General features: G+C 64.3%; 27 protein-coding genes, 1 tRNA gene and 2 pseudogenes. 16 read left to right on the top strand and 14 right to left on the bottom strand.

Annotated features, from left to right (window positions below; all coding sequences use genetic code 11):
- Positions 1-57: 57 nt before the first annotated feature.
- From gabT to BEP01S_RS05275, 4 genes are all read right to left on the bottom strand, one after another.
- Entirely contained in the window at positions 58-1422 is a 1365-nt protein-coding gene (gene gabT / locus BEP01S_RS05290; RefSeq protein WP_062241200.1) for a 4-aminobutyrate--2-oxoglutarate transaminase, read from the bottom strand.
- A gap of 140 nt (positions 1423-1562) precedes the next feature.
- Positions 1563-2774 carry a CAF17-like 4Fe-4S cluster assembly/insertion protein YgfZ gene (gene ygfZ / locus BEP01S_RS05285; RefSeq protein WP_062241199.1) on the bottom strand — a complete coding sequence of 404 codons (1212 nt, stop codon included), beginning with the start codon at positions 2772-2774 and terminating at the stop codon, positions 1563-1565.
- Between the two features lies 1 nt (position 2775).
- Positions 2776-3375, bottom strand: coding sequence for a heme-binding beta-barrel domain-containing protein (locus BEP01S_RS05280; RefSeq protein WP_039210104.1), 600 nt, complete (start codon positions 3373-3375; stop codon positions 2776-2778).
- A 245-nt stretch (positions 3376-3620) separates the two neighbouring features.
- Positions 3621-4424, bottom strand: a complete 804-nt coding sequence (locus BEP01S_RS05275; RefSeq protein ID WP_235355036.1) for an ammonia permease — start codon at positions 4422-4424, stop codon at positions 3621-3623.
- A gap of 373 nt (positions 4425-4797) precedes the next feature.
- On the opposite strand from BEP01S_RS05275, the pseudogene BEP01S_RS05270 reads away from it, so the two are divergent.
- The 5 genes and pseudogenes from BEP01S_RS05270 to BEP01S_RS05250 form a co-directional block, all read left to right on the top strand.
- A pseudogene (locus BEP01S_RS05270) lies at positions 4798-5535 on the top strand (class I SAM-dependent methyltransferase); the annotation flags it as partial.
- A gap of 110 nt (positions 5536-5645) precedes the next feature.
- Entirely contained in the window at positions 5646-6551 is a 906-nt protein-coding gene (locus tag BEP01S_RS05265; RefSeq protein WP_062241195.1) for a winged helix-turn-helix domain-containing protein, read from the top strand.
- Entirely contained in the window at positions 6548-7519 is a 972-nt protein-coding gene (gene mshD, locus BEP01S_RS05260) for a mycothiol synthase (RefSeq protein ID WP_062241193.1), read from the top strand. The genes BEP01S_RS05265 and mshD overlap by 4 nt, the downstream gene beginning before the upstream one ends.
- Positions 7520-7523: 4 nt before the next feature.
- The gene (locus BEP01S_RS05255; protein WP_062241190.1) at positions 7524-9668 is read left to right on the top strand and encodes an RNA degradosome polyphosphate kinase; all 2145 of its coding nucleotides are present in this window, start codon (positions 7524-7526) and stop codon (positions 9666-9668) included.
- Positions 9665-10639, top strand: a complete 975-nt coding sequence (locus BEP01S_RS05250; RefSeq protein WP_039209619.1) for an NUDIX hydrolase — start codon at positions 9665-9667, stop codon at positions 10637-10639. Before BEP01S_RS05255 ends, BEP01S_RS05250 begins: the two co-directional genes overlap by 4 nt.
- A gap of 72 nt (positions 10640-10711) precedes the next feature.
- On the opposite strand, the gene BEP01S_RS05245 is transcribed toward BEP01S_RS05250, so the two are convergent.
- Positions 10712-11521 carry a class I SAM-dependent methyltransferase gene (locus BEP01S_RS05245; RefSeq protein ID WP_062241187.1) on the bottom strand — a complete coding sequence of 270 codons (810 nt, stop codon included), beginning with the start codon at positions 11519-11521 and terminating at the stop codon, positions 10712-10714.
- Between the two features lie 361 nt (positions 11522-11882).
- Between BEP01S_RS05245 and pstS the strand changes: the two genes are divergently transcribed.
- The 4 genes from pstS (at position 11883) to pstB (ending at position 16109) form a co-directional block, all read left to right on the top strand.
- Positions 11883-12983, top strand: coding sequence for a phosphate ABC transporter substrate-binding protein PstS (gene pstS / locus BEP01S_RS05240; protein ID WP_062241234.1), 1101 nt, complete (start codon positions 11883-11885; stop codon positions 12981-12983).
- Positions 12984-13230: 247 nt separating this feature from the next.
- The gene (gene pstC, locus BEP01S_RS05235) at positions 13231-14121 is read left to right on the top strand and encodes a phosphate ABC transporter permease subunit PstC (protein ID WP_062241232.1); all 891 of its coding nucleotides are present in this window, start codon (positions 13231-13233) and stop codon (positions 14119-14121) included.
- A gap of 5 nt (positions 14122-14126) precedes the next feature.
- On the top strand, positions 14127-15275 hold the full coding sequence (gene pstA / locus BEP01S_RS05230; protein ID WP_373277899.1) for a phosphate ABC transporter permease PstA: 1149 nt from the start codon (positions 14127-14129) through the stop codon (positions 15273-15275).
- Positions 15276-15329: 54 nt separating this feature from the next.
- The gene (gene pstB, locus BEP01S_RS05225; protein WP_039209612.1) at positions 15330-16109 is read left to right on the top strand and encodes a phosphate ABC transporter ATP-binding protein PstB; all 780 of its coding nucleotides are present in this window, start codon (positions 15330-15332) and stop codon (positions 16107-16109) included.
- 155 nt (positions 16110-16264) lie between these two features.
- On the opposite strand, the gene BEP01S_RS05220 is transcribed toward pstB, so the two are convergent.
- On the bottom strand, positions 16265-16906 hold the full coding sequence (locus tag BEP01S_RS05220; protein WP_062241176.1) for a winged helix-turn-helix transcriptional regulator: 642 nt from the start codon (positions 16904-16906) through the stop codon (positions 16265-16267).
- 127 nt (positions 16907-17033) lie between these two features.
- On the opposite strand from BEP01S_RS05220, the gene BEP01S_RS05215 reads away from it, so the two are divergent.
- Entirely contained in the window at positions 17034-17594 is a 561-nt protein-coding gene (locus tag BEP01S_RS05215) for a dihydrofolate reductase family protein (RefSeq protein WP_039209606.1), read from the top strand.
- 264 nt (positions 17595-17858) lie between these two features.
- Positions 17859-18317 (top strand): DUF4383 domain-containing protein, encoded by a 459-nt coding sequence (locus BEP01S_RS05210; protein ID WP_235355032.1) that lies wholly within the window; start codon positions 17859-17861, stop codon positions 18315-18317.
- Positions 18318-18401: 84 nt separating this feature from the next.
- Here the strand turns inward: BEP01S_RS05210 and BEP01S_RS05205 are convergent, their stop codons facing one another.
- The 3 genes from BEP01S_RS05205 to BEP01S_RS05195 all read right to left on the bottom strand — a co-directional run bounded on the left by BEP01S_RS05205 (position 18402) and on the right by BEP01S_RS05195 (position 20965).
- Complete coding sequence (locus BEP01S_RS05205) at positions 18402-19415, bottom strand: inorganic phosphate transporter (RefSeq protein ID WP_062241174.1); 1014 nt, start codon at positions 19413-19415, stop codon at positions 18402-18404.
- Positions 19416-19418: 3 nt separating this feature from the next.
- Positions 19419-20039, bottom strand: a complete 621-nt coding sequence (locus BEP01S_RS05200) for a hypothetical protein (RefSeq protein ID WP_062241172.1) — start codon at positions 20037-20039, stop codon at positions 19419-19421.
- A 338-nt stretch (positions 20040-20377) separates the two neighbouring features.
- Positions 20378-20965 (bottom strand): hypothetical protein, encoded by a 588-nt coding sequence (locus BEP01S_RS05195; RefSeq protein WP_244882088.1) that lies wholly within the window; start codon positions 20963-20965, stop codon positions 20378-20380.
- Positions 20966-21140: 175 nt separating this feature from the next.
- Here BEP01S_RS05195 and BEP01S_RS05190 point away from each other — a divergent pair, with 175 nt between their 5' ends.
- The 4 genes from BEP01S_RS05190 (at position 21141) to BEP01S_RS05175 (ending at position 23329) form a co-directional block, all read left to right on the top strand.
- The gene (locus tag BEP01S_RS05190; protein WP_244882086.1) at positions 21141-22079 is read left to right on the top strand and encodes a hypothetical protein; all 939 of its coding nucleotides are present in this window, start codon (positions 21141-21143) and stop codon (positions 22077-22079) included.
- A gap of 104 nt (positions 22080-22183) precedes the next feature.
- Positions 22184-22256: transfer RNA gene (locus tag BEP01S_RS05185), tRNA-Lys, on the top strand.
- Between the two features lie 102 nt (positions 22257-22358).
- On the top strand, positions 22359-22832 hold the full coding sequence (locus BEP01S_RS05180; RefSeq protein ID WP_062241170.1) for a heme-binding beta-barrel domain-containing protein: 474 nt from the start codon (positions 22359-22361) through the stop codon (positions 22830-22832).
- Between the two features lie 17 nt (positions 22833-22849).
- Positions 22850-23329, top strand: a complete 480-nt coding sequence (locus BEP01S_RS05175; RefSeq protein ID WP_083532556.1) for an RDD family protein — start codon at positions 22850-22852, stop codon at positions 23327-23329.
- Positions 23330-23349: 20 nt separating this feature from the next.
- Here the strand turns inward: BEP01S_RS05175 and BEP01S_RS05170 are convergent, their stop codons facing one another.
- The 5 genes and pseudogenes from BEP01S_RS05170 to BEP01S_RS17215 form a co-directional block, all read right to left on the bottom strand.
- The gene (locus BEP01S_RS05170; protein WP_062241166.1) at positions 23350-24054 is read right to left on the bottom strand and encodes an O-methyltransferase; all 705 of its coding nucleotides are present in this window, start codon (positions 24052-24054) and stop codon (positions 23350-23352) included.
- A 74-nt stretch (positions 24055-24128) separates the two neighbouring features.
- Positions 24129-24386: a hypothetical protein gene (locus BEP01S_RS05165; RefSeq protein ID WP_062241164.1), complete on the bottom strand. Its 258-nt coding sequence runs from the start codon at positions 24384-24386 to the stop codon at positions 24129-24131.
- A gap of 10 nt (positions 24387-24396) precedes the next feature.
- Positions 24397-24639, bottom strand: a complete 243-nt coding sequence (locus tag BEP01S_RS05160) for a DUF2249 domain-containing protein (RefSeq protein WP_062241162.1) — start codon at positions 24637-24639, stop codon at positions 24397-24399.
- Positions 24640-24775: 136 nt separating this feature from the next.
- Positions 24776-25372, bottom strand: a complete 597-nt coding sequence (locus BEP01S_RS05155; protein ID WP_280512732.1) for an MmyB family transcriptional regulator — start codon at positions 25370-25372, stop codon at positions 24776-24778.
- Between the two features lie 12 nt (positions 25373-25384).
- Positions 25385-25597: pseudogene (locus BEP01S_RS17215) on the bottom strand (helix-turn-helix domain-containing protein); the annotation flags it as partial.
- A gap of 131 nt (positions 25598-25728) precedes the next feature.
- On the opposite strand from BEP01S_RS17215, the gene BEP01S_RS05150 reads away from it, so the two are divergent.
- Positions 25729-26730, top strand: coding sequence for an aldo/keto reductase (locus BEP01S_RS05150; protein ID WP_062241228.1), 1002 nt, complete (start codon positions 25729-25731; stop codon positions 26728-26730).
- The last annotated feature ends 66 nt before the right edge of the window (positions 26731-26796 follow it).

The raw sequence follows: 26796 nt of genomic DNA, 5'->3' as shown, positions 1-26796 counted from the left end.
CCCAGCAACCTCGCGCGAGGTTGCTGGGCCGCCGTCAGGTAGTAATTGGGATTTGGGTCAGCCGAGGAGTTCGGCGAGGCCGGCCTCGATGACGTCGAAGGCGTCGTGGAGGAGCTCGTCGGAGATCGTCAGCGGCGGCAGGAAGCGCAGGATGTTGCTGAAGGTTCCCGTGGTGAGCACGAGGACACCGTTCTTCGCGCAGTAGTCCGCGATCTTCTTGACCAGGTCCGCGTTCGGCTCGATCGAGTCGTGCTCGACGAACTCGGCGGCGATCATGGCTCCGCGGCCACGGATGTCGCCGACCTCGGGGTACTTCGTCTGCAGCTTGGTCAGACGGTCGACAAGGATCTCACCGATATGTCCGGCCCGATCGGCCAGCCCGTCCTCTTCGTAGGCGGCAATGGCGCCGAGGGCAGCGGCACAGGCGGTGGGGTTGCCGCCGTAGGTTCCGCCGAGGCGGCCCGGTCCGACCGAGTCCATGATGTCCGCACGACCGGTCACGGCCGACAGCGGCAGACCGCCGGCGATGCCCTTGGCCGTGGTGATGAGGTCGGGCACGATGCCCTCCCACTCGGAGGCGAACATCTTGCCGGTGCGGGCGAATCCGGCCTGCACCTCGTCGGCGACGAAGACGATGCCCTTTTCGCGGGCGTAGTCAACGAGCGTGGGCAGGAAGCCCTCGGCCGGGACGATGAAGCCGCCCTCACCCTGGATGGGTTCGATGACGATCGCGGCAACGTACTCGGAGCCGATCTGCTTCTCGATCATCGTGATGACGCGCTTGGCTGCGTCCTCACCGCTGATCTTCGTGCCGGCCGCATCGTTGTCGCGGAACGGGTAGGACATGGGTGCGCGGTAGACCTCACCGGCGAAGGGACCGAAACCGGCCTTGTAGGGGGCGGCCTTCGCGGTCATCGCCATGGTCAGGTTGGTGCGACCGTGGTAGGCGTGGTCGAAGACGACGACGGCGTCGCGTCCGGTGTGGGCGCGAGCGATCTTCACTGCGTTCTCGACGGCCTCCGCGCCGGAGTTGAGCAGCACGGTGCGCTTCTCGTGGTCACCGGGGGTCAGACGGTTGAGAGCTTCGGCGACCTCGACGTAGCTCTCGTACGGGTTGACCATGAAGCAGGTGTGGGTGAAGGCCTCGAGCTGAGCCTTCGCGGCCTCGACCACGCGGGGGTTCGAGTTGCCGGCCGTGGTCACGGCGATGCCGGATCCGAGGTCGATGAGCTGGTTGCCATCCGCGTCCTTGAGGATGCCGCCGCCGGCCGCCACCACATAGGCGGGCAGGCTCGAACCGACACCGGTCGCCACGGCAGACTTGCGACGTTCCTCGATCTCACGGGATTTCGGTCCCGGAATCTCGGTGACGATCTTACGTTCCTGCGGCAGAGCTTCGCCGCCAATTTCCAAAGCTGTCATAAGGGGAAGAATAGGGGCATTCGACGCTTTTTGTCACTTACCGTCCGAGGGCTGAGCAGAACCGCCCTCCGCGGAGAGACGAACCCGTCGATTCGTCACAGATCGAGTACGAAATCCGTTGCCGTGCGCCGACCGCCGAATCAGCGCTTCTGGCTGCGGGCGTCGACGTCCTTGTTCCGTTCGGGAAGCGCACGTTCGTGCTCGCGCATCGGCACGACGATCGTCTCCTGAGCGCCGATGACGCGTTCTCCGTCACCGATTTCGAAGCTCAGCTGCGCCTCGGGCGCGAGGTTCCGCTTGACCACGGCCAGACCGATCGGTCCGAGCTCCCAATGCACGGTCACCGAGGTCAGAGTGCCCACGGGCCGTTCGGATCCGCGGACCTCGGCGAGCGCCTCGGTGCCGGGGTCCGGAGCGATATGCCCGGACCCGTCGAGGTGGACGAAGGTCAATCGCCGAGGCGGCTGACCGAGATTGTGAACGCGGGCTACCGCTTCCTGTCCCCGGTAGCAGCCCTTGGCCAGGTGAACGGCCGTGCGCAGCAGGTCGAGTTCGCCGACGAGTGCCTTGTGGTCGATTTCGTTGCGGCCCGGTCGCCATGCGGCGATCCGCAGGGCCTCCCAGGCGTCGAAGCCGGCCATGTCGAAGTTCTTCGCGGTCAGTCCCTGCAGGTCGGAGCGCTTGACGATGCCGATGACGAACGGAGTCTCGAGACCGGGGTGGTCGGTTCCGGCGACTTCCTGGCCGATGTCGATCTGCGCGTAGGAAGCCGAACCGCTTCCGATGTGCGGCCAGGGGTCGGACCAGGTCCGGGTGACGGGCAGGGCTTCCGGCAGAGAGGTGATCGCGCCGAAGCACTGATAGTCATCGCTGAGGTCTTCGATCTCGACGCGCATCATGAAGACCATCTTGCGCAGGAAGTCCAGGGTCGCGTCGGTCTGCAGGTCGCTGATCGCCCACAGTGCTTCACCGTCGTCGACGAGCCTGAGCCAGCCCTCGATGCGACCGTTCGGGTCGAGAACGAGGGTTTCGGTGGACACACCGGGCGCCAAATTGTCGATCTTCTGCGTGGTGATCGAGTTCAGCCAGGTCAGACGGTCGGGTCCGCTCAGACGCAGCACGCGGAGGTGGGCGAGGTCGACGAGACCGTCCTTCTCCTCGAGCACGCGCTGCTCACGCAGGGAGGCCCCGTAGTGGATGGGAGTCTCGGCGAGATCGCCGGACCCGAGCACCGCGGTCGAGCTCAGTCCGCGTGACAGCGACGAGCGGCGAGCCGCCTCGGTGGGGGTGTCGGTGTTCTCCGGCGACGGCGAATCAGAGGTTGCAGAATTCGGCGACACGGGATCAGTCATCTTAAGACAGCTTCTTCAATCTGGCAGAGGAGTGGGAGGCGAGTTCGTGGCCCATGGCTGCCATATCCCAGGCCCACATGAGTTCGCCGCCGACGAGGCCGTACATCCGCGTGGAAGCGGTGTACTCCTTCGCGGTCTTGGTTCGGGCCACCACGTCGGTGGCCAGGTCGATGCGCGGGCCCCTGACGGTGCCGGCGTAGAGCTCCATGACTCCGTGCGGGTGAACGATCTCGGCTTCGATCTCGAAGCCTTCGTCGTTCGTGCGCAGGGTCTCGACCGCGGCGGCCGTGGTGAAGCTCTGCGGTTCGGTGGGCACCATCATGCCCGGGCCTACGTCGCCGTTGTCGTGCGGACGCACGAGCTGCCAGATTCCGGTCTCGAGAGTCAGGGTCGACTCGAGTTCACCGGATTCGCTGAGCAGCCAGGCATGCGCGGTGTACTGCAGGAAGGGCGTGCCTTCATGGGCGACGAAGTCGATGCGCTGGCCGAACTGCTTCTCAGGAGTGTCCGCATAGCCGACGACACCGACGCCTTCCCACGACCCGATCAGCCAGGACAGCGGGACGAGCTCGGAATGGACCGAGTCATCGAGTTCGATCACCATGAAGGATCAGCGGTTGTCTTTGAACAGCGAGGTGACAACCTTGACTCCGACACCCAGGGCACCGAGAGTGGCGATGCCGACGAGGCTGGAGAAGACGATTTCGAGAGCAACAAGATTTTCCATGCTCTCAGTCTACAGTTCCTGACAAAGTGATGTGCATTCAGCCCACGGTCGCGGACCAGGGCCGCGAGCAGCGGCGGCATCCACGCGAGAGACCCACCGAGGCAGCCCCGCGACCCAGATCAGGAAGCGACGCGTTCGAGTGCGTAGACGACGACTCCGCCGAGTGCGATCGGAGCGGCACCGAGGGCGAGCTGAACGGCGAAGCTGCGAGCCTTCTCGACGTTCTTCTTCACTTCGATGTTCTGTGAAGCTTCGAGGTTGGCGGCCTGGAACTTCGCATAGGCGACGAGCCCGAGCATCCGATCGACTGCCGCCACGAGCAGACCCATGACGACACCGAGGATGAGCGCAGTGGGCAGTGAGATCGCCGGTGCGAACACGAGCACCGACAGGATCCCCGCCACGGCCGTGGACATGACGATGGCCAAGGGCGAGGTGTAGATCGCCGGCCACGGCAGCGCGGTCATGCACTGCGCCACGATGAGCGAGGCGAGGCCGATGACGATGGCCTCCTTGTCACCGGGGACCGTGATCGCCGCGACCCACGTGCTCGCGGACAGCACGATGACGAGACCGGAGACCTGAGCGGACACGTTCGCCACCGCATAGGAGGCGCCGATTCCGCGGGTGAGGTTCTGCACGAAGGTCCACAGCAGACCCAGGCCGGCGAGCACGGGCAGCCAGTCGAGGTAGGGAGCCGTAGAGTCCTGCCAGGCGGCATAGAGCCCGGCGACTCCGAAGAGAGCGAGCATGATCGAGGTCGCCCGCGGCTGCGGGGAGTCCGTCAGGCGCGGCCAGCCGTAGGCGACGCCGAGGACGATGAGCCCGGTCGCCAGCAGGAACAGCGTGTAGCCCCAGTACACGGAGGTGCTGAGGGCCAGCACCAGCACCAGGGCGACGGCTACTCGAATCCATCTGATCACAGCACTATCGTGCCTTATCCGACTGCGGCTTAGCGATTTCGCCCTGTGCGTGGCCCCGCTCAACGGGCACGGATTCCGACCGTTTGAGGCAGCGAACAGCGTGGGAAGAGACGGTCCCCGTCGTCGGCCGGTTTCGCGGGCATCGCTGTGAGGGTCGGCGGATCCTTGTCGCAACAGGGCGGCCGAAATAGTCTGGGCGGCCACAGCTGGACAGCGAGTCCGCAAGGGGATCCGCCGCAGCTGACGGCCAGCCCGAAGGGAGCCCCGTGAATATCTCGCATGCCGCCGCCCCACACGATCGCTACCTGTTCGACGGCGGCACCGACCTCGGCAGACAACAGCTGACGCTGCTGTCCGCGCTGCTCGACGGAACACTCGTCGGCAGTTGGAATCTCTGCCCCTTGCCGAACAGCCACGCTCACTCGAGATCGGCGCAGGCAACGGATCCGTCGCACGAATCATCGCCGAGGAGCTCAATGGACGAGTGCAGGCGATCGATCTCGACGTGGACCATCTCGCCTCGTCCCCAGGCGTCGAGGCTTTCCAGCACGACATCCGCGACGGCGTCCCAACCGGACCGTTCGACCTCATCCATGCACGGTTCGTCGTCGTCCACCTGCCTGCCCGCCGCGAGAAATTCGCCCGCCTCGTCAACGAGCTGGCTCCTGGCGGTTGGCTCGTCATCGCCGACATGAGCGTCGCCGGGCTGCTGCTGTCGGCTCCCGAAGCGACGGATCACGATCTGTGGCACCGCTACTATCACGCAGCCAGCCATATCGTCGGCCCCGCGGCCGGCCATGACTACGCATGGGCCGAGCAGGTCGAAAGCGAGATGTACTCCGCTGGCCTCATCGACATCTCGGCCGAGCACCTCACCCCTCTCGCCAGGGGCGGCGGACCGTGGGCGCGCTACCACACGAACCTCAGCCTGCAGGCGCACGAGGCGTTCCTCGGCGCGGGCCTCAGCCGCGCCGACCTCGAGCGATTCCGCACGATGCTTGCGGATCCGACTTTCCGCGCGCGGTTCTTCACCGTGACCTACACGGTCGGCCGCAAGCCAGGCCGATGTTCCCGCCGTCCCAGTGACGCACGCGGAACAGCGTTCCGCTGAACCGCCGACTTTCCCCGAACGCCGCCCCCGTCTCGACGTCTCGTTCCTCGCGAAGGACACCCTCGTCGATCGGTATAATTTTCCTCAGACGACGGGCGCCGAGGAGGTGGATGCAGCACATGCGGATTCTGCACATCTGCCCCACTGCCAGGCTCGACGCTCCCCTCGCCCCCGAATCCCTGCAATACCTCGGCCATCGGATCGACCGCTGCGGCGCCGAGGACCTGCCCAACCGCCGCGCCGAATCCGCCGAAGTCGATGTCGTCATCGCCGATGCCTGCCTCGACTTGTCCCTGGCCCCGCGCATCTTCGAACTCCTCGCCGAGGCCAAGATCGCCGCCCCTGTCATCGTCGTCCTCGGCGAAGGCGGACTGGCAACGGCCTCCGCGAAATGGAACGTCTCCGATATCATCCTCACCACAGCCGGCCCCGCCGAGGTGGAAGCGCGGCTGCGGATGGCCCGTGACAGGCACACCTCCTCCCCGTCGTCCCACTCCGGCGGCGGATTCCCCGGCGGTGCGCTTTCCGGGTCGGGCCGCCTCGGTGCACAGGGCACCTCCGGAGCCTGGGGACCGGTTCGCACAGGTCGCGGTCCCGCCGATTCGTCCCGGGGCGGCGGACTTGGAACGTCGGGCCTCCCAGGCGCTGCGGGTGAAGGGCCGTGGAATGCCGACGGCGAACCGATGGTCGTCGTCACCGGAGACCTGCGCATCGACGAGACCGCGTTCACCGCCGAACTCGGCGGACGCAGCCTCGACCTCACCTACCGAGAGTTCGCCCTGTTGAAGTTCTTCGCGATGCATCCCGAACGCGTCTTCACTCGCGACGAGATCCTGCTCGCTGTGTGGGGCGATGACTACTTCGGCGGCACCCGCACCGTTGACGTGCATGTTCGCCGCCTCCGTGCGAAACTCGGCAAAGACCTTGAGAACGCCATCCACACCGTACGCAACGTCGGCTACCGCTTCAGCGCCGACAGCGTCACAGACACAGATTCAGAGGACGTGACGGCATGAGAATCCAGGCCAGCGGAGCAATCGCCTCCACCCCGATCGACACCCTCACCGAGGATGAGCTCAAGTTCCTCGATGACGTGGCAGTGACCGATGGCGCCCCCGAGATCTCCGGCGGACTCATGGCCATCGCCACCGGTGAGGACACCGCCCATGAGGCGCAGACCGCCTCGAGCATCTGGCGCCTCTTCGACGGTGAAGCCCTCATCGGCTTCGGAATCCGCGCCCTGCAGGGGGATCGTCACGCCGCCGAATTCCTCATCGCCCCCGACCACCGCGGTCAGGGCCTCGGCGAGCGGCTGCTGACGACGATCCTCGACGAAGAACCCGAGGCCTGGTGCTGGTCGCACGGCGACCATCCTGCCGCCAAGCACCTTGCACAGAAACACGGACTTGGTCGTGACCGGGTGCTCTATCAGATGCGCACCGACTCCGGGCTGAGCCTCGACGCCCTCCCCGAGACCCAGACTCCCGATGGTGTCGAGATCCGCTCGTTTGCTCCCGGCGACGAGGACGGCTGGTTGTCGGTGAACAACGCAGCATTCGATTGGCACCCCGAACAGGGCGGCCAGACCCGCGCCGATATCGACGCCGTCGTCACCGCCGCGGACTTCGACCCCGAGACCTTCGTCATTGCCGCGCGCGATGGCGAGGTCATCGGATTCCACCAGACGAAGATCACGGACACGGATGATGAGGGCCGCCTCGGCGAGGTCTATGTCGTCGGCGTCGATCCGCGCATCCACGCCAAGGGCGTGGGCAAGGCGCTGACGGTCGAGGGGATGCGGCGGATGGTGGCCGCCGGAGCCGAGACGATCGAACTCTACGTCGAATCGGACAACGCCCCGGCGCTAGGCTTGTATGAGCGACTGGGTTTCCATGTCGCGGTCGCGCACGTGGCCTATGCACCGGCCTCCGCGGAGGTCACCGGCACTGATTCTGCGAGCACGACGACGAACGAGAAGGAGTAGAGCGTTGTACGACATCGCAGATTCGGGCAAGGAACTGGGACTGCCCGACCCGGCAGATCGCTTCCTCGATCGCGAACTCAGCTGGCTGGCCTTCAATGAACGCGTCCTCGACCTCGCCTCGGATCCCGAGATCCCGCTGCTCGAACGCGTCCGGTTCCTCTCGATCTTCGCGACCAACCTCGACGAGTTCTTCATGGTCCGCGTCGCCGGCCTCAAGCGCCGCATCAACACCGGCCTGGCCGTACCCAGCGTCACCGGTCGCATGCCCGCACAGGTCATGCACGATATCGGCGTGCGCGCATTCGAGCTGATGAGCCGGCATGCCGCCCTACTCAAGGACGACATCGGCCCCCGCCTCGATGCGGAATCGATCACGAAGGTCCAGGTCGAAGACCTCACCCCGGACGAGCGCACCCGCGTCGACGAATTCTTCTTCGGCCACGTCTACCCCGTCCTCACCCCGCTGGCCGTCGATCCGGCGCACCCGTTCCCCTACATCTCGGGCCTCTCGCTCAACCTCGGCGTGCTCCTGCGGTCGCCGGAGACGGGCAAGGAGTTCTTCGCCCGGGTCAAGGTTCCCCCGCGTCTGCCCCGGTTCTTCAACGTCGCCGAGGCGACCGACCGACCCGCCGGACGCGACGTCCCAGCCCGGTTCGTCGCCCTCGAGGACATCATCGCCGAACACCTCGGCACCCTGTTCGACGGCATGGAGATCATCCACCATTCGACCTTCCGCGTCACCCGCAACGAAGACCTCGAGGTCGAAGAGGACGATGCGGAGAACCTGCTCAAGGCACTGGAGAAGGAGCTGCTGCGCAGGCGCTTCGGTCCGGCCGTGCGCATGGAGATCACGGAGAACATCCACCCCCGCGTCCTCGAGATGCTCAAGGACGAACTGGGCATCCACGATTCGGAGATCTACCACCTGCCCAGCCCGTTGGACCTGTCCGGAATGTCCGATATCGCCGATGTGCCGCGCGATGATCTGCACTATCCGAAGATGGTCCCGCAGATGAACAAGGATCTGTCGCTGCGTGAGTCGAGCGACCAGGTCGACGTCTTCGATGCGGTGGCCAGCCGGGATATCCTGCTGCATCACCCCTACGATTCGTTCTCCACGAGTGTGCAGGCCTTCCTCGAGCAGGCCGCGTCGGACAAGAACGTGCTGGCCATCAAGCAGACGCTCTACCGCACCTCCGGTGATTCGCCGATCATCGACGCCCTCGTCGATGCCGCGCAGGCCGGAATCCAGGTGCTCGCCGTCGTCGAGATCAAGGCTCGCTTCGACGAGGAGGCCAACATCACGTGGGCTCGCAAGCTCGAGCGCGCAGGCGTCCACGTCGTCTACGGAATCGTCGGGCTCAAGACCCACGCGAAGCTCTCCCTCGTCGTCCGCCAGGAGGCCGACGGGCTGACCCGGTACTGCCACGTCGGCACCGGCAACTACCACCCGAAGACCGCTCGCGGCTATGAGGACTTCGGACTGCTGACACGCGATCGGGCCGTCGCCGATGATCTGACGAAGCTGTTCAACCAGCTCTCCGGCTACGCGCCCAAGTCCGAATACTCGCGGTTCCTCGTCGCCCCGAGCAATGTGCGCACCGGCCTTATCGAACTCATCGAATCCGAGATCGCGATCGCACAGTCCGGCGGTCAGGGGCAGGTGCGGATCAAGGTCAACTCGATCGTCGACGAAGCCATCATCGATGCCCTCTACCGGGCATCACAGGCCGGCGTCACCGTCGAAGTCTTCGTCCGCGGAATCTGCGCCCTGCGCCCGGGCATCGAAGGACTGAGTGAGAACATCACCGTCCGTTCCGTACTCGGACGCTTCCTCGAACACTCCCGCGCCTTCGTCTTCGGCAACAGCGGCGATCCGATCGTCTACATCGGTTCGGCCGATATGATGCACCGCAACCTCGACCGGCGGGTCGAAGCGCTCGTGCAGATCGTCGACGACGGGCATCGGGCGGAGATCATCGAACTCTTCGATCTCGCCTTCGCCGAGACCACCTCGGTGTTCGACCTGGCCGGCGACGGCAAGTGGACACGGCGGACCCACGACGACGAGGGCAACATCCTCGTCGACTATCAGACGGAACTCATCCGTCGGCACCGGAACCGTCGGCGAATCGGGGATGAGGCGTGAGCCAGTCCGAAGTCGCGTCGGCACAGGCGTCATCGCGCGTCACTGCCGATGTCCTTGCCGCCGGGGCGGTGTGCTGGCGGCAGGGTCCGAAAGGGCTCGAAGTGGTGCTCATCCACCGCCCGAAATACAACGACTGGTCGTGGCCCAAGGGCAAGGTCGACCCGGGAGAGACCCTGCCGGAGACCGCGATCCGCGAGGTCAAGGAGGAGACGGGATTCGACATCCACCTCGGCATCCCCCTTCCCTCTGCCGAGTACACGGTCGGCAAGAACACGCTGAAGAAGGTCTTCTACTGGTCGGCCGAAGTCAAGGACGAGGCTGACTTCGCCCCGATGAACGCTCGGGAGGTCGACCGTGCCGCGTGGTTCCCGGTCGACAAGGCCCGGTCGAAGCTGACGTCGTTTGCGGATCGGGAGCAGCTCGACGCGCTGGAGAAGTTCGCTGAGACGGACGCGCTGCGAGCCTGGCCGCTCATCCTCGTCCGCCACGGGAAGGCGTTCCCGCGTGCGAAATGGTACGAGACCGAGCATGTGCGGCCGCTGCTCAAACTCGGCACCCGACAGGCCATGGCGCTGACCGGACTGTTGGGGGCCTGGGGTGTTCGAAAGCTCGCCTCGAGCCCTTGGAAGCGGTGCATGGCGACGCTGACTCCGCTGTCGGCGGCGACGGGCAAGTCGATCAAGAAGGTGTCGACGCTCAGCGAGAAGGCGACCGCAGCGAACCCGGACAAGACCGTCCGCTATATCGAGAAGCTGCTGGCAAAAGGCAAGCCCATCATCTACTGCACCCACCGTCCGGTGCTGCCGACGATCTTCTCCGTCTACGCCGCTCATTCTCCGAAACGCGTGGCCGAAAAGCTGCCAAAGGACGATCCGTATCTCAAGCCCGGTGAGGTCCTCATCGCCTACGTACGACCCGGACCGGTGCCGCGCATCGTCGAGATCGAACGCGTCCGCCCCATCGACAGCTGATTCGGGGGTTCCCTCGACGGACGAACCGATTCACCGGTGAGGGTGGGGCGCCTCGGCGAGGCCGCTGCGGTTTCAGCCGACGGTGCAGTACGCGCCGTACATCAACGGTCCGAGGAGCGTGGCGTCCTCGGCATCCAAATCGTCGGTGAGGCGCTGAGTGAGCGAGTCGATACCGATTTCATCGGCGGTCACAATCCCTTGCTGCTCGAGGTAGGGCAGCAGACCGGCCAGGACGTTGACCCATCCGAAGCTCGGCGCTTCTGCCCCGCCTCCCACCGGTGCGCCCAAGGTCAAGTGCGGATCGGGCAGCCCGGCGGAACGAAAGGCCGCGAAGAGGTCACGCCCCAACGTGTTGTGGATTCCTATCGATTCGAATGTCTGCAGAATCAGTGTTCTCACCCGGTCCCAGAGCGGGGTGCTCACGCTCGTCCATTGCTGGGTGAGGTCGAATTCGTGCATGACCATCAGTCCTCCGGGCCGCAGATGCCGGCGGAGTCGCTCCAACACCTCGACCGGGCTGCTCACGTGCATGAGCACGGCCCTGCCGACGATCGCATCGAACTGCTGGTCGAGGTCGAGGACGGTGAGGTCCGCCTCGGCGATTTCGATCTCTCGCCGATGCCCCAGCCGGCGACGGGCCCCTTCGAGCGCCTCGGGACTGCGGTCGACGGCAAGCACATGCCCGCTGGGACCGACGAGATCGGCGGCGATGACAGCGACATCTCCGGCACCGGTGCCGATGTCGAGGACGCTCATGCCTTCGGTGAGTCCCGCTTCGGTGAGCAGTTGGATGGTCGGCGGGTCGAAGACGACCGATTGGTCGCGCAGTCGTGAATGTTCGGTTTCGGATTCTCCGAGGACGTATCGGTTCTGTTCCTTCATGGCAGCGACCGTAGGGACACAGGTCGGACCGGGGCAAGGGATCGACGAACCTCAGAACCGTGCACGGGTACTGGGCGGGCAGCCTCGGCGACTTTGTGCGTGGGCCACGCGGGCCCTGCCTTAGCGATTCTGTGCGCACACCGGGCGGGCCGCCTCGGCGCGGGAATGCCGGTCCCGACAACGATCCTTTCATGAAACCGACGAGATCTGTGATCGAGCACTCACGACGGCTCCAACCCTTCGCCGCTCATTCACCTTCCATTCACGTTCCAACTCCTTGCACTTCACGCGTGATCCTTAGCGTGGACCACGAGCAATCGAGAACTCTCGAGCTGTGTCCACAAACATGAAAGGCATCTTCGTGAAGATGAAGCATCTCGCCCCCTCCGCAGCGATCCTCGCGGTCGGCGCCATCACCCTCTCGGCTTGCGGCGGCCAGTCCGCCACCGGTGAAGAGGCCTCCGGCGGCAGCAGCGACCTGCAGGGCACCCTGACCGGCATCGGCGCCTCCTCGCAGAAGGCCGCGATGGATGCCTGGACAGCGGACTTCACCTCGCAGAACTCCGGCGTCACCGTCAACTACTCCCCCGATGGATCGGGTGCCGGTCGTGAGCAGTTCCTCGCCGGCAACGCTCAGTTCGCCGGATCCGACGCCCACCTCGACGACGAAGAGGTCAAGGCTGGACAGGAAGCCTGCGGCGCCGACGGAGCCTACGAGTTCCCCGTCTACATCTCGCCCATCGCCGTGACCTTCAACGTCAAGGGCGTCGACGAGCTCAACCTCTCCCCCGCCACGATCGCGAAGATCTTCAAGGGCGACATCACGAACTGGAACGACAAGGCCATCAAGGCCGACAACCCGGATGCCGACCTCCCGGATCTCAAGATCACCGCCGTTCACCGCGCCGATGACTCGGGCACCACGGAGAACTTCGCCGAGTACCTCAAGGCCACCGCCGAGAAGGACTGGGACGCCGAGGTCGACGGAAACTTCCCGAAGGAGTACGGCGGCGAGGCTGCACAGGGCACCGACGGCATCATCCAGACCGTCTCCGACACCGAGGGAGCCATCGGCTACGCGGATGCCTCGGCCGTCGGTGAACTCTCCACCGCCAAGGTCAAGGTCGGCGACGAGTTCGTCGAACTCTCCCCTGAAGCCGCTTCAAAGGTCGTCGACGCCTCCGAGAAGGTCGAAGGCCGCAGCGAAGGCGACCTCGCTTTCGACCTGGCCCGCGACACCACCGAGTCCGGCGCCTACCCGATCGTGCTCGTCTCCTACCACCTCGTCTGCTCGTCCTACAAGGACCAGGAGACCGTGGACATGGTCAAGGCCTGGGAGAAGTTCGTGGTCTCGGAAGAGGGACAGAAGTCCGCTGCTGATTCCGCCGGGTCCGCACCACTGTCCGATGACCTGCGCAAGCAGATCGAAGAGGTCATCGACTCAATCAAGGTTGAAGGCTGAGTTCAGCTTCTGACCTGGAGAAATAGCCAGTCGAGAGCGGCGCAGAAGCCCTGCGCCGCTTTTCGGCGCCTGTGGGACCACACCGGTTTCACCACAAGTCACATGAGGAGTACTTGTGCCGATCAGCACACAGACCACTGAGTCAGGCCCCACAGGGCCCGACTCCCCACCAGAGCCCGGAACTGAGCCGCAGAGCAGCAGTCCCGCACCTCGGCAGCAGAAGGCCGTCGTCCGCCCCGGCGACCGCATCTTCTCCGCCGCCACGCTCATCGCCGGCATCATGATCCTGGTGATCCTCGCCGGAGTCGCCCTGTTCCTTCTCGCACAGTCGAAGGACACCATCACCGCGCAGCTCAGTGATCCCTCGCAGATCACCGGCGGCAAGGGCTTCTTCTCCTACGTCTGGCCGCTGGTCATCGGCACGCTCATCTCCGCAGCCATCGCACTGGTCGTCGCGACTCCCTTCTCGCTGGGCATCGCACTGTTCACCACGCATATGGCACCGCGCAAGCTTGCCCCGGTGCTCGGCTACGTCATCGACCTCCTCGCCGCCATCCCCTCGGTCGTCTACGGCCTGTGGGGCATCGCTCTGGCCGGCAACCTCACCGGCTTCTACCTGTGGCTGTCGAAGTGGTTCGGCTGGATTCCGATCTTCGCTCCGGCCGCAGACGGCTCCGTGTCACAGACCGGCCGCACACTGCTGACCGCCTCGCTCGTGCTCTCGATCATGATCCTGCCGATCATCACCTCCCTGACTCGCGAGATCTTCCTCCAGACCCCGCGACTGCAGGAAGAGGCGGCACTGGCGCTCGGCGCCACCCGCTGGGAGATGATCCGCATGGCCGTGCTGCCCTTCGGCAAGTCCGGAATCGTCTCGGCCACGATGCTCGGCCTCGGACGCGCGCTCGGTGAGACCATGGCCGTGGCCATGATCCTCTCGCCCGGTGTCCTCACCGCTTCGCTCGTCGTCAGCGGCAACCAGACCATCGCATCCGAGATCGCGCAGAACTTCCCCGAGGCCGCGGGACTGCGCCTGTCCGAACTCATCACCGTCGGCCTCGTGCTCTTCGTCATCACCCTGCTGGTGAACATGGGAGCCCGCGCCATCGTCGCCCGCACCTCGGTGAAGGGAAGCTGAGACCAATGACCACCATGAACACCATCACCGAGGCGCCCGCCTCGAAACCGGCGAAGCTGACCTCCAAACAGCTGCCGAAGGCCACCCCGTGGGTCGTCGCCGTCGCCTCGATCATCGTGGCGATCGTCATCAGCTTCATCGCATTCGGCGGCTTCAACATCCCCGTCGTCGCCGTCCTCGCCGGACTCATCAATGCGATCGCCGTCTTCGCGGTCTCCGCGTCCTACGAAGGGCGCCGCAAGGCCGTCGACCGGATCGCGACCACCATCGTCACCTCGACGTTCGTCCTCGCATGTGTTCCCCTCATCTCACTGCTGTGGCTGACCGCTTCCAAGGGCGGGGCCGCCATCAGCGGCGACTTGCTCACCCGCACCATGCTCGGGATGAAGGGCGTCCTCGACCAGCAGTACGTCGCCGGCGAGGCCACTCTGGCCGGCGGCTTCTACCACGCCATCGTCGGCACCGTGCTCATCACGCTCGCCGCCTGCATCATCTCGATTCCGATCGGCGTCCTCACCGCCATCTATCTCGTCGAGTACTCGAACAAGAACCGTCTGGGCAAGGCGATCACCTTCCTCGTCGACGTGATGACCGGAATCCCCTCGATCGTCGCCGGTCTGTTCGCCTTCGCACTGTTCTCCACGATCGCGAATGTGCTCATGCCCGGCTCAGCCGGAATCGCGAAGACCGGCTTCACCGCGGCCGTGGCGCTGTCCGTGCTGATGATCCCGATCGTCGTGCGCAATACGGAGGAGATCCTCCGCCTGGTGCCGATGGACCTGCGTGAGGCGTCCTACGCTCTGGGCGTGCCGAAGTGGAAGACGATCGTGAAGATCGTTCTGCCCACCTCGGTGTCGGGAATCCTCTCCGGTGTCACCATCGCCATCGCCCGCGTCATCGGTGAGACCGCACCCATCATGGTCACCGCCGGGTTCGCGAAGACACTCAACTGGAACCTCTTCTCCGGTTGGATGTCGACGCTGCCGACGTACATCTACGACTCGCAGCTGCGCCCGGTCTCACCGGGTGCCGCCGCCCTGGCCAGCTCGGAACGTGCTTGGGCCGCAGCGCTCGTCCTCGTCGCCCTGGTCATGGTGCTCAACCTGCTCGCCCGCATCATCGCGAAGGTGCTCGCACCGAAGGCCGGCCGCTGACCGGCGACTGCCCACAGACTTCCAGACTCACTCATTTCCACGGATAGGAACACAATGTCCAAGCAGATCGACATCAAGGATCTCGACATCTTCTACGGCGACTTCCGCGCCGTCGACGGCGTGCAGATGCAGATCAAGCCGCGCTCCGTCACCGCCTTCATCGGCCCCTCCGGCTGCGGCAAATCCACGGTGCTGCGCACCCTCAACCGCATGCACGAAGTCATCCCCGGCGCCACCGTCTCCGGTGAGGTGCTCATGGACGGCAACGACATCTACGGCGCCGGCGTCGACCCGGTCAACGTCCGCCGTGAGGTCGGCATGGTCTTCCAGCGGGCGAACCCGTTCCCGACGATGAGCATCAAGGAGAACGTGCTCGCAGGTGTGCGTCTGAACAACAAACGCCTGTCGAAGACCGAAGCCGACGATCTCACCGAGCGTGCCCTGCGCGGCGCGAACCTCTGGAACGAGGTCAAGGACCGTCTCAATCTGCCCGGTTCGGGTCTCTCCGGCGGTCAGCAGCAGCGCCTGTGCATCGCTCGCGCCATTGCCGTCGAGCCGCAGGTCCTGCTCATGGACGAACCGTGCTCGGCTCTCGACCCGATCTCGACGCTGGCGATCGAGGACCTCATCAACGACCTCAAGGACAAGTACACGGTCGTCATCGTCACTCACAATATGCAGCAGGCTGCTCGCGTGTCCGACAAGACCGCGTTCTTCAACATCGCAGGCACCGGCAAGCCCGGTAAGCTCATCGAGTTCAACGAGACCTCGTCGATCTTCTCGAACCCGGACAAGGAAGAGACCGAGAACTACATCTCCGGTCGCTTCGGATGATCTGAGGGTTCCTCGGCCGGGCTGGTTCCGCTTCCGCCTCGTCGCGGTGGAGGCCTAAGCGCCCAACAGCGTAAACATGCCTCACTCAGTGGTCGTTTTGGTCACACTCTGCTCAGCGGAACGTGACCAGAACGACCACTTTGCGTTGGAGCGGCCTAGTGGGTGCTGGCGCCGCTGTCGAGGGGTGCGCGGAAAGCGCGGATGAACTCAGCCAGCAGGGACTCATCCCCATCGACTGTCACCGTTCCAGCCACCACGGCCGCCTCCGCATCGCCGTCGGCGAGGAGACTCCGCAGGCCCGGGCCGCTGATGAAGAGCTGTGCTGTCGGATCGGCGCCTTCGTCCACGTCCACGCCCGACTCATTCACCTCAGCGTGAGCGACTGCCGGTCCGGCGGTCACCTCGACGCTGAATGGCCGCACCTTCGACTCGGTGCGAGAGGTGAGAAGCGAGGCAGCCAAGGAACTGTCGGTCGGAATCTCACCCTCACGCGCTTCACCCATACGGCGTGATCCCCAGCGGCCGAGTTCGATGAGCACTGGACCGAGATCCGAACCGTATTCGCTGAGGCGGTAGACGACGCTGCGGCCGTCAATACTGCGCTCGACGATCTCCGCGGCCTCGAGTTCGCGCAATCGTGTGGTCAGGAGGTTCGACGGAATGCCGGGGTTTCCCTGCCGAAGCTCGTTGAAGCGCTTCGGCCCGACGAGGAGATCGCGGAGGATGATGAACGACCAGCGCTCCCCCAGCACCTCGGCTGCCCGAGCCAGACCGCAGAACTGTCCGTACGACTTCATGCTTGACAGCCTAGCAAGTTAAGTTCATTATTGGAACCACAGTTCACTTTTTGAACTGAAATAGAATTCGGGAACCACACCCATACAAGATGCAACGGCTCGTACGACACTCAATGAGGAGATAACCATGCCCCGCACCGTCATCGCCGCACTGTTCCAGTCACTCGACGGGATCGCTTCCGATCCGTTCAAGTTCCAATTCGACTCCTTCGACCAGGAGATGGGCGAATGGATGAACACAGCCATCGGAGGAGTCGACGACTGCATACTCGGCCGTATCACCTATCAGGAGTGGGAGAACTACTGGCCGAACCACACAGAAGGCGAGGACGCACCGTTCGCCGACTTCATCAATTCGACGCCCAAGCACATCGCCTCGACGACGCTGTCGCAATCGGATCTCCGGTGGGAGAATTCGGCCCTCGTTCAAGGTGACCTCGTTGATTTCGTTCGCGAGCTCAAAGCGGGCGAAGGCGGCAAGATCGCGATCGAGGGATCGATGTCGGTCGTCCGTCAGCTCGTCGAGGCGAACCTCGTCGACGAGCTGACCGTGGCCGTCCACCCGGTCGTCGCCGGCAGCGGACGGTCCCTCTTCGAGGGCGGAACGACGACGAGGCTGACTCTCAAAGACGTACAGCGCACCAGCAAGGGAAACCTGTTGGCCACGTACGGTCCGTTCGCCGGCTGATCCACCCATGTGAGGTATCTCAGACACGACGGAGCGCCGAGCCCACTGTGTGCACATTGGGCTCGGCGCTCCGTCGTGTCACAACATCAGCCGCGCAGTTCGGCGACGGCATCTGCCTCGGCTTCCAATCAGCGTTCCCGGTAGGCGTAAATAGCCCAGGAGACCGAGCTATGCAGTCGCTGTCGAAAAACTTCGCCCAGCGGCCATCCGAATCGGCATCTGCTCCGAATCGTTCATGTCAGCCACCTTTGGGAAAGGATCGTCATGAATATCTCGATGTCGTCACAGTCGCCCGCAGTCTCAGGAAGCACCCGTTTGCAGGTGCAGATGGTCTCAGGGCTCTTCGGTGCAGTTTTCCTGCTCGTGGGCATCCTCGGATTCGTCCCGGGCATCACCGCAAACCTCGGCTCGATCAGCTTCGCCGGACACCATACGGATGCAGCGCTGCTCGGCCTCTTCCAGGTCACGGTGCTCCACAACATTGTCCATCTGCTCTTCGGCATCGTCGGGATGCTCGGACTGCGTTCGCGTGGACTGGCGAAGAACTTTCTCATCGTCGGCGGCATCATCTACGCGGTTCTGTGGATCTACGGGATGGTGATCCCGATGGAGTCGATGGGCAACTTCGTCGGCCTCAACACCGCCGACAACTGGCTGCACTTCGTGCTCGCTGCGGCCATGATCACCACCGGTTTCGTCTTCGGACGGAAGTCGCGAGGCTGATTCGACAGCCACATGATCAGTGATTTCATCGGGCTCGGCCCGGGCGCCTGCGAGCGTCCGAGGCCGAGCGTCCGAGGCCGAGCGTCAGAGCCCGACGGAGGCTTTGACGATCCACCCGAGCACCACTGCCAGCAGTGCCGCGGCCGGGATCGTCAGGAGCCAGACGCCGAACATCGGCATAAAGTACCGGGCTCTGGCGTGGCCCTTGCGCCCGGCGTACTGGGTACCGAGGATCGACGAACCGAGCACGAAGGTCAGTGACACCGGAACCCGCATGATCAGGGCTGCGGTGTACATGAGGATCGTGGCCGCACCATCGGCGATGGAGGATTTGAGAGGGTCTAGGCGGACCATGCGCACCGACAGCGTCTGGACCACTCGCCACCCGCTCAGTCCGGTGCCCGCAGCCAGTGCCGCGGCGATCAGGAGGCGCACCGGCCAGGAGATCTCGACGATGGACAGACCATCGTGCGGAGTCGCCTCGACGGCGAGAATTCCGACCATGACCAAGGCCGCGACCTTCTGCGCGTCCTGGACTCCGTGAACAAGCGAGAGTGCCGCCGTGAGCACGGAGTCGACCATGCGTGCGCCGCGGAACAGCGGTTTCGGCGGGGTGGAAGCTAGCGACTTCGACAGGATGAGCGTTAGCACCCACGCGAGGATGAACCCGAGGATGGGTGAGAGCACCAGCGGCCACACCACGGAGTCCATCGCCTCACCGGTGTTGACGGAGAAGCCGAACACGATTCCCGCACCGAGCAGACCGCCGATGAGACAGTGGGTCGACGACACCGGCAGCGCCAGATAGTAGGTGAACAGACTCCACGTCGTCGCCGCCACGAAGGCGATGATGAGGCTGGTGAGGATGAGGTCGGCCGAACCGGAGAAGAGCACGATCTGGTTGGCCACGACGATTGCGATTCCCTCGCCGAGGAGCGCGCCGATGAAGTTGAAGATGACGGCCAGGCTGAGTGCCCACCCGGGTCGCATCGCCCGTCCGACGACCGCGTTGCCGACGGTCAGAGCGGCGTCGTGGAATCCGTTCGAGCCGGCGAAGATCACCGCGGCGATGACGACTGCCGCCAGGAGCAGCTCCACGGACTACGACTCCTTGATCGCGATGGCTGCGACGACCTTGCCGAGTTCGGTGAACCCGTGGGCGGCGCGGACGAAGGCCTGCCCGAGTTGGGAGACGGCCGCCATGTAGGTCAGTCCGCGTTTAGAGTTCGGCACCGCGTCCGACATCCGCCACTGCAGGCTCTCGACCTGGTACGTCAGACGGTTGATTGAGTCGACGTAGTCCCACTGGTCGAGGTTGCCCGGCAGCCGCGTGATCATCCGCGAGGTGTGGTCCGTCTGGTTCGACAGCACGGCCAGGGTCTCGGGCACGCCGGACGGCAGTGGGTCGAAGGCCCCGGAAGCGAGAACGTATCCGACTCCGTGCAACCGGTGGCAGATCTCGCGCATGTGGTGGCTGAGCAGGTAGAGATCGTTGCGGTCGAACGGGGTGATGTAGTTCTCGCGCAGTGCTCGCAGCATTGCGCCCATGTCTTCATCGGCTTTGTCCCCGATCTCGCGGAGGCGGTCAGCGACATCGCGTCGTTCGCTGATTTCGATTCCGGAGAGTTCGGCGAGCACCAGGTTGCACTGCCGCATCTGAGAGACGAGATCGGACAACCGCTCGTAGAACACCTTGTCCTGCGGTACCCGCTTGAGCCGCATGCGCTCCTCCTGCCCGGGGCCCGGACAAGCCGGACGAATGTGCATGATGCCTCAATGATATGTGCCGGACACTGGACCGAGAGCGCCTCTCGGCGGAAGGCCGCTCGAAGCGGCTGAATTTGGAGCCCGGGGCTTCAGCGATCCAGCGTCCGGTGGCCCGAAGGCCACCCCCTACGATACTCGCTCATACTCATGAATCCACCGCCGAGGCGGCCTTTCCGTCCGTTGAAAATCTCACAGTCGAGAACGGGGCCGGGTGGGAATATCAGCGGGCTGGAACTGCGCTCATGCGGTCGGTCAGGGCCGCCTCGGCGAGGGGAGGACTTACGATCCGATGATCAGTCGAGGCCGCATCGGCGATGGACGACTGCGGCGTCGGACAGGTCTTGGGAGAGTTGGCGCAGGCGGGTGCCGGTGTCGTGGTTGTCGGTGCCAGCCGCGCAGATGCCGACGAAGGCGGCGGCGCGCAGCAGTGCGATGACGACGTCGCCACGGAAGGCGCCGACGAGGATCTCGTCGATGGCGTGGGCCACCTCGTCGGGTCCGGCGGGCAGTTCGACGCCGGCGAGGATCTCGTCGTAGCCGATGCCTTCGGTGACTCGGCGTTGGCCGTCGGCGAACATCTCGGAGAGTTCGCGGGGCGCGGACTTGATCCATTGGCGCAGGGCGTAGAGGCGCCATAGTGCGCCGGGTGCGGAGACGGCGGGGGCGGCGGACCACATCTCGGCGATGATTTCGAAGCCGATGTCATCAGCGAGTTCGACGAAGCGCCTGGTGGCAGCCTCGTCGCGGTTGCCCTCGGAATCGCCGAGCAGCAGTGCCGCGGTCGCGTGCGAAGTCTCCGAACGGGCGACGGGATCGTCGACGGCGCCGACGGAGTCGAGGTCGGACAAGGGAACGGGACGGTGGAATGCGCGCTGTGACATGGTCAGGGCAGTTTAGTCCCTGCGGAGGTGCGCGGACTAGGACGTGGAGCACATTCGGGCTTTCGCCGCACGGTCAGGTTTCGCTCCCGGGACTCACAACGGACGCTATTAAACTGAGGTCTGATTCGTGACTGCGACCCGCAGCCGCGAGTGACCGATACGAGGAGGAACTCTCGTGGCAAAATCATCAGTGGCGAAGAAGGGCCTCGACAAGGCTGCGAAGTTGGCAGTCAATGACGACGGCACCCTCAATCCCCGCGCCCAGTCGATGTTGTCGCGTCTGCTGTCTGTGCATCGACCCGTCGCCCTGGCCTATGTGCGCAGTCTGCGCCGTCGGCATCCGGATGCGACGCCCGAAGAGCTCATCAAGATCATTCGCCGCCACTACCTGACTCTGACGACCTCGGGAGGTGCGGCAGTCGGTGCGACTGCGGCAGTTCCGGGGCTGGGGACGACGGCCGCGCTCGGCGTGGCTGGAGCAGAGACCGCCGGTTTCCTCGAAGGCACGGCACTCTTCGCCCAGGCGATCGCGGAGATCCACGGACTGCCGGTGGCCGACGCCAAGCGGGCGAATGCCCTGGTGCTCGGCCTCATGTTGGGCAAGGATGGGAAGAACCTCATCCAGAAGTTCGGCAAGCAGAACGGCGGAGTCGAGTCGATGTTCGGCAGCTGGGGCGCCACTGTGACCAAGCAGCTGCCCGCTCCCCTGGTCGATCTGCTCGTGCGCAAGCTGCGCAAGACCTTCATCCGTAAGTTCGCCGCCCGCGCCGGCGGGTCGTTCGTCGGCCGTCTGCTGCCCTTCGGCATCGGTGCGGTTATCGGTGCTGTGGTCAACGGCCAGATGGCGCGGAAGGTCGCGGCCGAATCGAAGGAGGCCTTCGGTGCCGCACCAGCGGTCTTCCCCATCGAAACCGACCCCGAATACGTCGCTCCGAAGAAGGACCGGAAGCTGCTCGCGAGCCTGAGCAATGTCCGTGCCCTGCTAGGGAAGATGAAGAAGGACAAGGCCATCGAGTCCGAGGTCATCGAACCGCTTGATCCCGAGGAGCTAGAGGCGCCGGACGGTCTGCCGCGCACCTACACGGGTGAGGATCGGCGCGGACTGGAGAAGTGATCCGCGGGGCCGACCTGGTTTGAGTAATTCGGGCGCGAACCTCTACTATTAGTTCGTCTCCATCATGCGTCAGCAGGACTGTGTCCTGCGTTTGTGATGGGGCGGGGCCTCTAGCTCAGTTGGTAGAGCAGCGGACTTTTAATCCGCGGGTCGTGGGTTCGATCCCCACGGGGCCCACCGCAGAATGAACCCCTCCGCACCACGTTTCCCGTGTTCCGGAGGGGTTTCGTCTATCGTGGTGGATACCTGCACACCCGGTGGACTCGGAAGGAATGTCCCATGCCCATGCATCCCGCGCTGAAGCCCGTGTCCGGACTGATCGGCACCTGGCGCGGTGCCGGCCGTGGGGAGTATCCGACTATTGACTCGTTCGAATACACGGAGGAAGTCACCTTCGCCGAGGCGGGGAAACCGTTCCTCACCTATGTGCAGAAAACATGGTCTCCTGAGGGAGCCCCGATGCACACGGAGACCGGGTATCTGCGAGTCTGTGACGGTTCGGCACTGGAGTTCGTCCTCTCTCAGCCGACCGGGCAGACCGAATTGGCCGAGGGCACATTGATTCCCGCGGCCGATGGCTTCAGCTGCGAGCTGCACTCTCGCGTGATGAATTCGGCGTCGGCCAAACAAGTCGACAAGACCCGCCGCACGATCGAACTGGCCGGCGACGTCCTCACAACGAGCTTCGCGATGGCCGCCGTCGGCGTCCCGATGACCCACCATCTGGCTTCGGAGATGCGCAGAGCCAACTGATAGGGAAGACAAACCCTATGAGTTCGAACTACCGCGCCCAAGCTGGGCTCGCCGTTCACGGCCCTGGCCCTTGGCGCAATCGTGGACCGCTGATTCCGGCTCCATCGGTTCGACGCTGGTGGGCGAGGATCCTCGACGCGGTCTTCGTTCTCTTCTTCACTGGCATGTTCATCGGCATTGCGCTGACCCTCTCCGCAGTGAACATCATCTCGGTCGACGATGCTGCCAAAGTCGCTCTCATCAGCTATCCGCTGATGGCACTGGTGTTCGGCGTTCTCTACGGCTGCACGGTCTCCCCTGGCCAGGCTCTGTGTGGAGTCGTCACGCTCAAGCACAGCGGCAGACGCGTCGGATTCTGGCGGGGAATGACTCGTTATGTGGCGGTCGCGTTCTTCCCGATCACCATTTTGCTGCTCATCGGGTCGCTCCTGGATGCGCCGACGATAGACCTGGACCCGATCGATGTCTATTACCGGAGGCCCCCACAGGTCTGGTAGATCCTGCGCTCAGGTTCGCATCACCGCCGACGCGCGATGATGAGTCCGTCCCAGCCTTTCTCGCCGACGGTTTGGAGTGCTGTGGCATCCAGGTCTGGGTTCGCAGCCATCGCGTCGGCGACGCTTCGTACGCCGTGGACCCGCGGATCGGCGCTGTCACCGTCGACGACTTCCCCGTTTCGGACGACATTGTCGATGACGATCACCGCCCCGGACCGGGTTAGCTCAAGAGCCGCCGCGAGGTGGGCGGGGTTGTTCGGTTTGTCGGCGTCGATGAACACGAAGTCGAACGACTCTACGCCGTCATTGATGAGTTGGGCGGCAGTGTCCAACGCCGGACCGATGATCGTCTCGATTCGATCTGCAACGCCGGCGGCGAGGAAGTTCTCTTCGGCGACTGCCGCGTTCTGCTCTTCGAGTTCGAGCGTGACGACGTGTCCGCTCTCTCCCACGGCTCTAGCAAGCCAGATGGTCGAATAGCCCGCGAGAGTGCCGAATTCGAGGACGCGTTTTGCACCGGCGATATTGGCCAGGAGTCCGAGGAACGCTCCCTGGTTGGCTGCGACTTCGGCATTCGGCATCGTCGTGGCTGTGCCTGACCTGCGGGCTGCGGCCAAGGCGGCATCTTCGCCGACGAGTGTCTCAGTGAAGTAGTTGTCGACTGCTTGCCATTCATCGGCTGCCGGATAGCGGTTGGCCGGTGCGGAGGGTTCGCGTTCGCTCATGCCCTCATTCTTGCGCATTGACCAGTGACAAGCTGGTGGTCACTCGGAGGATCGACCACCGCAGATCTGCCGCATCAGCTCTCAGAGGTCGAATGCGAGTCCGCCTGCGCCAGCTTACCCGATGACGGGGACCCGGGAAGCCGCGCGAGATAGTGCATCGTACCGTTGATCTTCTCGGCCTCACGCGGGTGGTCGTGCCGCAGCAGCGACCACCCGGTGGCTCCGAGACGACTGGCTTCGTCGGGTTGACCGGCTTTTCCCAGTGCCCGCAGACTCTTCGCGAGGACTGCTGTCAGTTCAGTGATCAGCTCGTCCTGGTCTGGTGCCGTCATCTCTGTCCGGTCACTCGGTCGGTTCGGTCCGGCCGATGCGCACCTGCCAGCGCTCCGGGCCCTCTTCGATCGGGTCCCATGTGAACTTTCCGGCCTGCTCCGCTGCGAACTGGTAGTACAGCGGCTTAGGATCGTGATCGTTGACGAGGATGAAGGCGTCTCCGACTTCAAGACCGTGATAAGTCTCGAAGATCAGTTCGTGGCGGCGCGCAGGAATCTCAGCACGTACATCCAGTTCGATTTCCTTGCTCATGACAGTCTCCTTCATCGGGTCTGGGGTTCGACCGTGTATTTTTCACGGAAGTGTTCCGTGTTTATTCTACTCGACCCGATCTCGCCGCCCAGAACTCGATCGCCTGCCCGGTGAGTGCTGGCCCGGCGACGCCTATCTACCCCGGTGTCTCTCCCGCTGTCAGCCTCTGCGTCCCAACGACGCCGAGCAACTCCAGACGGCTCGCGGTCTCGGTGCCGTCGAGTGGGAAGAACACGAGCAGCGAGATGTCATCATCCGGAGTGAGCAGAACTTCGCACCTGAATTCGAGACGACCGACCTGCTCGTGGATGATGGTCTTGCGGTCGGAATGTCGCACCGCGACATCGTGTCGCTCCCACAGCCGAGCGAAGTCAGCGCTGACCTCGATGAGGTCTGCCACGAATTCTCTCACCTGCCGATCGCCTGACCGGCGCGCATAAGTCGCTCGCAGGTCACTCACGTGGGCTTCTGAAATTCGGTCCCAGTCCTCCTCCGGCATCATTCGCGAGTGCGGGTCTTGGAACCACTTCCAGATGAGGTTCTTCTCCCTGCCGGGCCGATCGGACAGACCCGAAAACAGCGCATGCCTCATCGGGTTCGTCCAGATCACTTCGCCGAGGTCGGTGACGATCACGGCGGGCATATCGTCGAGCCGACTGGCCAGGGCGATGAGTCCGGGACGGACATATCCGTCGGAACTGCGCGGTGGAACCGGGTGTCCTGCGAGATGCAGCAGGTGATCGCGTTGGTCTCGATCGCATTGCAGGGCGCGGGCGACCGCATTGACTACCGAAGCCGACGGCGTCGCACCGCGGCTCTGTTCGAGGCGGGAGTAGTAGTCGACGGAGACACCCGCCATCATCGCCACTTCCTCGCGCCGCAGCCCCGGGGTTCGTCTGCGATCCGAGCCGGCGACCCCGACATCTTCGGGTCGCAAGCTCTCGCGGCGACGACGGAGGAAATCAGCGAGGCCCTAGCGATCAGTCATTGACCTATTATCTGCCTGCTGTTCGACAGTATCCAGGGACAACTTATCCCTGGATCGCCAGAGCATTCTCACCAATGCGCAACGCGAGCAGACTCGTTGACATGACTATTGAAAACAACACACAGACCATCGACCACCGCCAACTTGGTACCGCAGGACCCATCGTCACATCACCCGGCCTCGGCGCCATGAGCATGTCCGGTGCCTACGGTCCGACCTCCGACGCTGAGGGCATCTCTGCGATCCATTCCTACCTCGACGACGGCGGCAACCTCATCGATACCGGTGATTTCTACGGTGCCGGCCACAACGAGATGCTCATCGGCCGTGCGTTGGCCGAGCGCAGTCGCGACGAGGTCGTCCTCTCGGTGAAGTTCGGTGCCGTACTCGCTCCGGATGGCTCTTTCATCGGCTTCGACGGCAGCCCCGATGCGGTCCGCAACTCTCTGTCCTATTCGCTGCGCCGCCTGGGCACCGACCATGTCGACATCTATCGGCCGGCACGGCTCGACCCGAACGTTCCGATCGAAGAAACCGTGGGAACGATCGCGGAGCTCGTCGAGGCCGGATATGTCCGGTCGATCGGCCTGAGCGAAGTCGGAGCGGAGACGATCCGCCGGGCAGCAGCCGTCGCCCCGATCAGCGATCTGCAGATCGAATACTCCCTGCTCACCCGCTCCATCGAGTCCAACGGGATACTTGCCGCCTGCCGCGACCTCGGCATCAGCATCACCGCATACGGAGCACTGGCGAAGGGGCTGTTCGCGGGCAAGACCGGAGGGAACCGGGCGATGTTCCCTCGCTTTCAGGGGGAGAACCTGGCCCACAACGAATCGATCGTTTCGGCATTGGGCAGGGTCGCCTCGGCGAAGGGGATCACCCTTCCCCAGCTCGCGATCGCTTGGGTCGCGGCGCAGGGCGAGGACATCGTCCCCGTCGTCGGTTCGCGCACCGTCGATCAGGTGCGTGCAACGATGAGCAGCACCGAGGTGGCTTTGAGTTCGGACGATCTCGCCGCGATCAATGACGTGCTCGCCGACTCCGAAGTGCGCGGTGACCGCTACCCGAGCGCCCTGATGGCCCAATTGGACAGCGAACGCTGAGCTGATCAGGTGTCGTCAATCGATCGAGCGGCCGCCGAAGACTTGCTGGCCCGATGAGTTTCCCAT

The organism is Brevibacterium epidermidis NBRC 14811, assembly GCF_001570805.1.
Taxonomy (GTDB): domain Bacteria; phylum Actinomycetota; class Actinomycetes; order Actinomycetales; family Brevibacteriaceae; genus Brevibacterium; species Brevibacterium epidermidis.
Note: the sequence above shows the minus strand (reverse complement) of the source record. Positions and strands in the feature narration are given on the sequence as shown.

Coding starts and splice junctions, on each gene's coding strand:
- gabT (WP_062241200.1), bottom strand. CDS start 1,422: ATGACAGCTTTGGAAATTGGCGGCGAAGCTCTGCCGCAGGAACGTAAG.
- ygfZ (WP_062241199.1), bottom strand. CDS start 2,774: ATGACTGATCCCGTGTCGCCGAATTCTGCAACCTCTGATTCGCCGTCG.
- BEP01S_RS05265 (WP_062241195.1), top strand. CDS start 5,646: ATGCAGCACATGCGGATTCTGCACATCTGCCCCACTGCCAGGCTCGAC.
- mshD (WP_062241193.1), top strand. CDS start 6,548: ATGAGAATCCAGGCCAGCGGAGCAATCGCCTCCACCCCGATCGACACC.
- BEP01S_RS05245 (WP_062241187.1), bottom strand. CDS start 11,521: ATGAAGGAACAGAACCGATACGTCCTCGGAGAATCCGAAACCGAACAT.
- pstA (WP_373277899.1), top strand. CDS start 14,127: ATGACCACCATGAACACCATCACCGAGGCGCCCGCCTCGAAACCGGCG.
- pstB (WP_039209612.1), top strand. CDS start 15,330: ATGTCCAAGCAGATCGACATCAAGGATCTCGACATCTTCTACGGCGAC.
- BEP01S_RS05220 (WP_062241176.1), bottom strand. CDS start 16,906: ATGAAGTCGTACGGACAGTTCTGCGGTCTGGCTCGGGCAGCCGAGGTG.
- BEP01S_RS05215 (WP_039209606.1), top strand. CDS start 17,034: ATGCCCCGCACCGTCATCGCCGCACTGTTCCAGTCACTCGACGGGATC.
- BEP01S_RS05210 (WP_235355032.1), top strand. CDS start 17,859: ATGAATATCTCGATGTCGTCACAGTCGCCCGCAGTCTCAGGAAGCACC.
- BEP01S_RS05200 (WP_062241172.1), bottom strand. CDS start 20,039: ATGCGGCTCAAGCGGGTACCGCAGGACAAGGTGTTCTACGAGCGGTTG.
- BEP01S_RS05195 (WP_244882088.1), bottom strand. CDS start 20,965: ATGTCACAGCGCGCATTCCACCGTCCCGTTCCCTTGTCCGACCTCGAC.
- BEP01S_RS05180 (WP_062241170.1), top strand. CDS start 22,359: ATGCCCATGCATCCCGCGCTGAAGCCCGTGTCCGGACTGATCGGCACC.
- BEP01S_RS05175 (WP_083532556.1), top strand. CDS start 22,850: ATGAGTTCGAACTACCGCGCCCAAGCTGGGCTCGCCGTTCACGGCCCT.
- BEP01S_RS05170 (WP_062241166.1), bottom strand. CDS start 24,054: ATGAGCGAACGCGAACCCTCCGCACCGGCCAACCGCTATCCGGCAGCC.
- BEP01S_RS05165 (WP_062241164.1), bottom strand. CDS start 24,386: ATGACGGCACCAGACCAGGACGAGCTGATCACTGAACTGACAGCAGTC.
- BEP01S_RS05160 (WP_062241162.1), bottom strand. CDS start 24,639: ATGAGCAAGGAAATCGAACTGGATGTACGTGCTGAGATTCCTGCGCGC.
- BEP01S_RS05150 (WP_062241228.1), top strand. CDS start 25,729: ATGACTATTGAAAACAACACACAGACCATCGACCACCGCCAACTTGGT.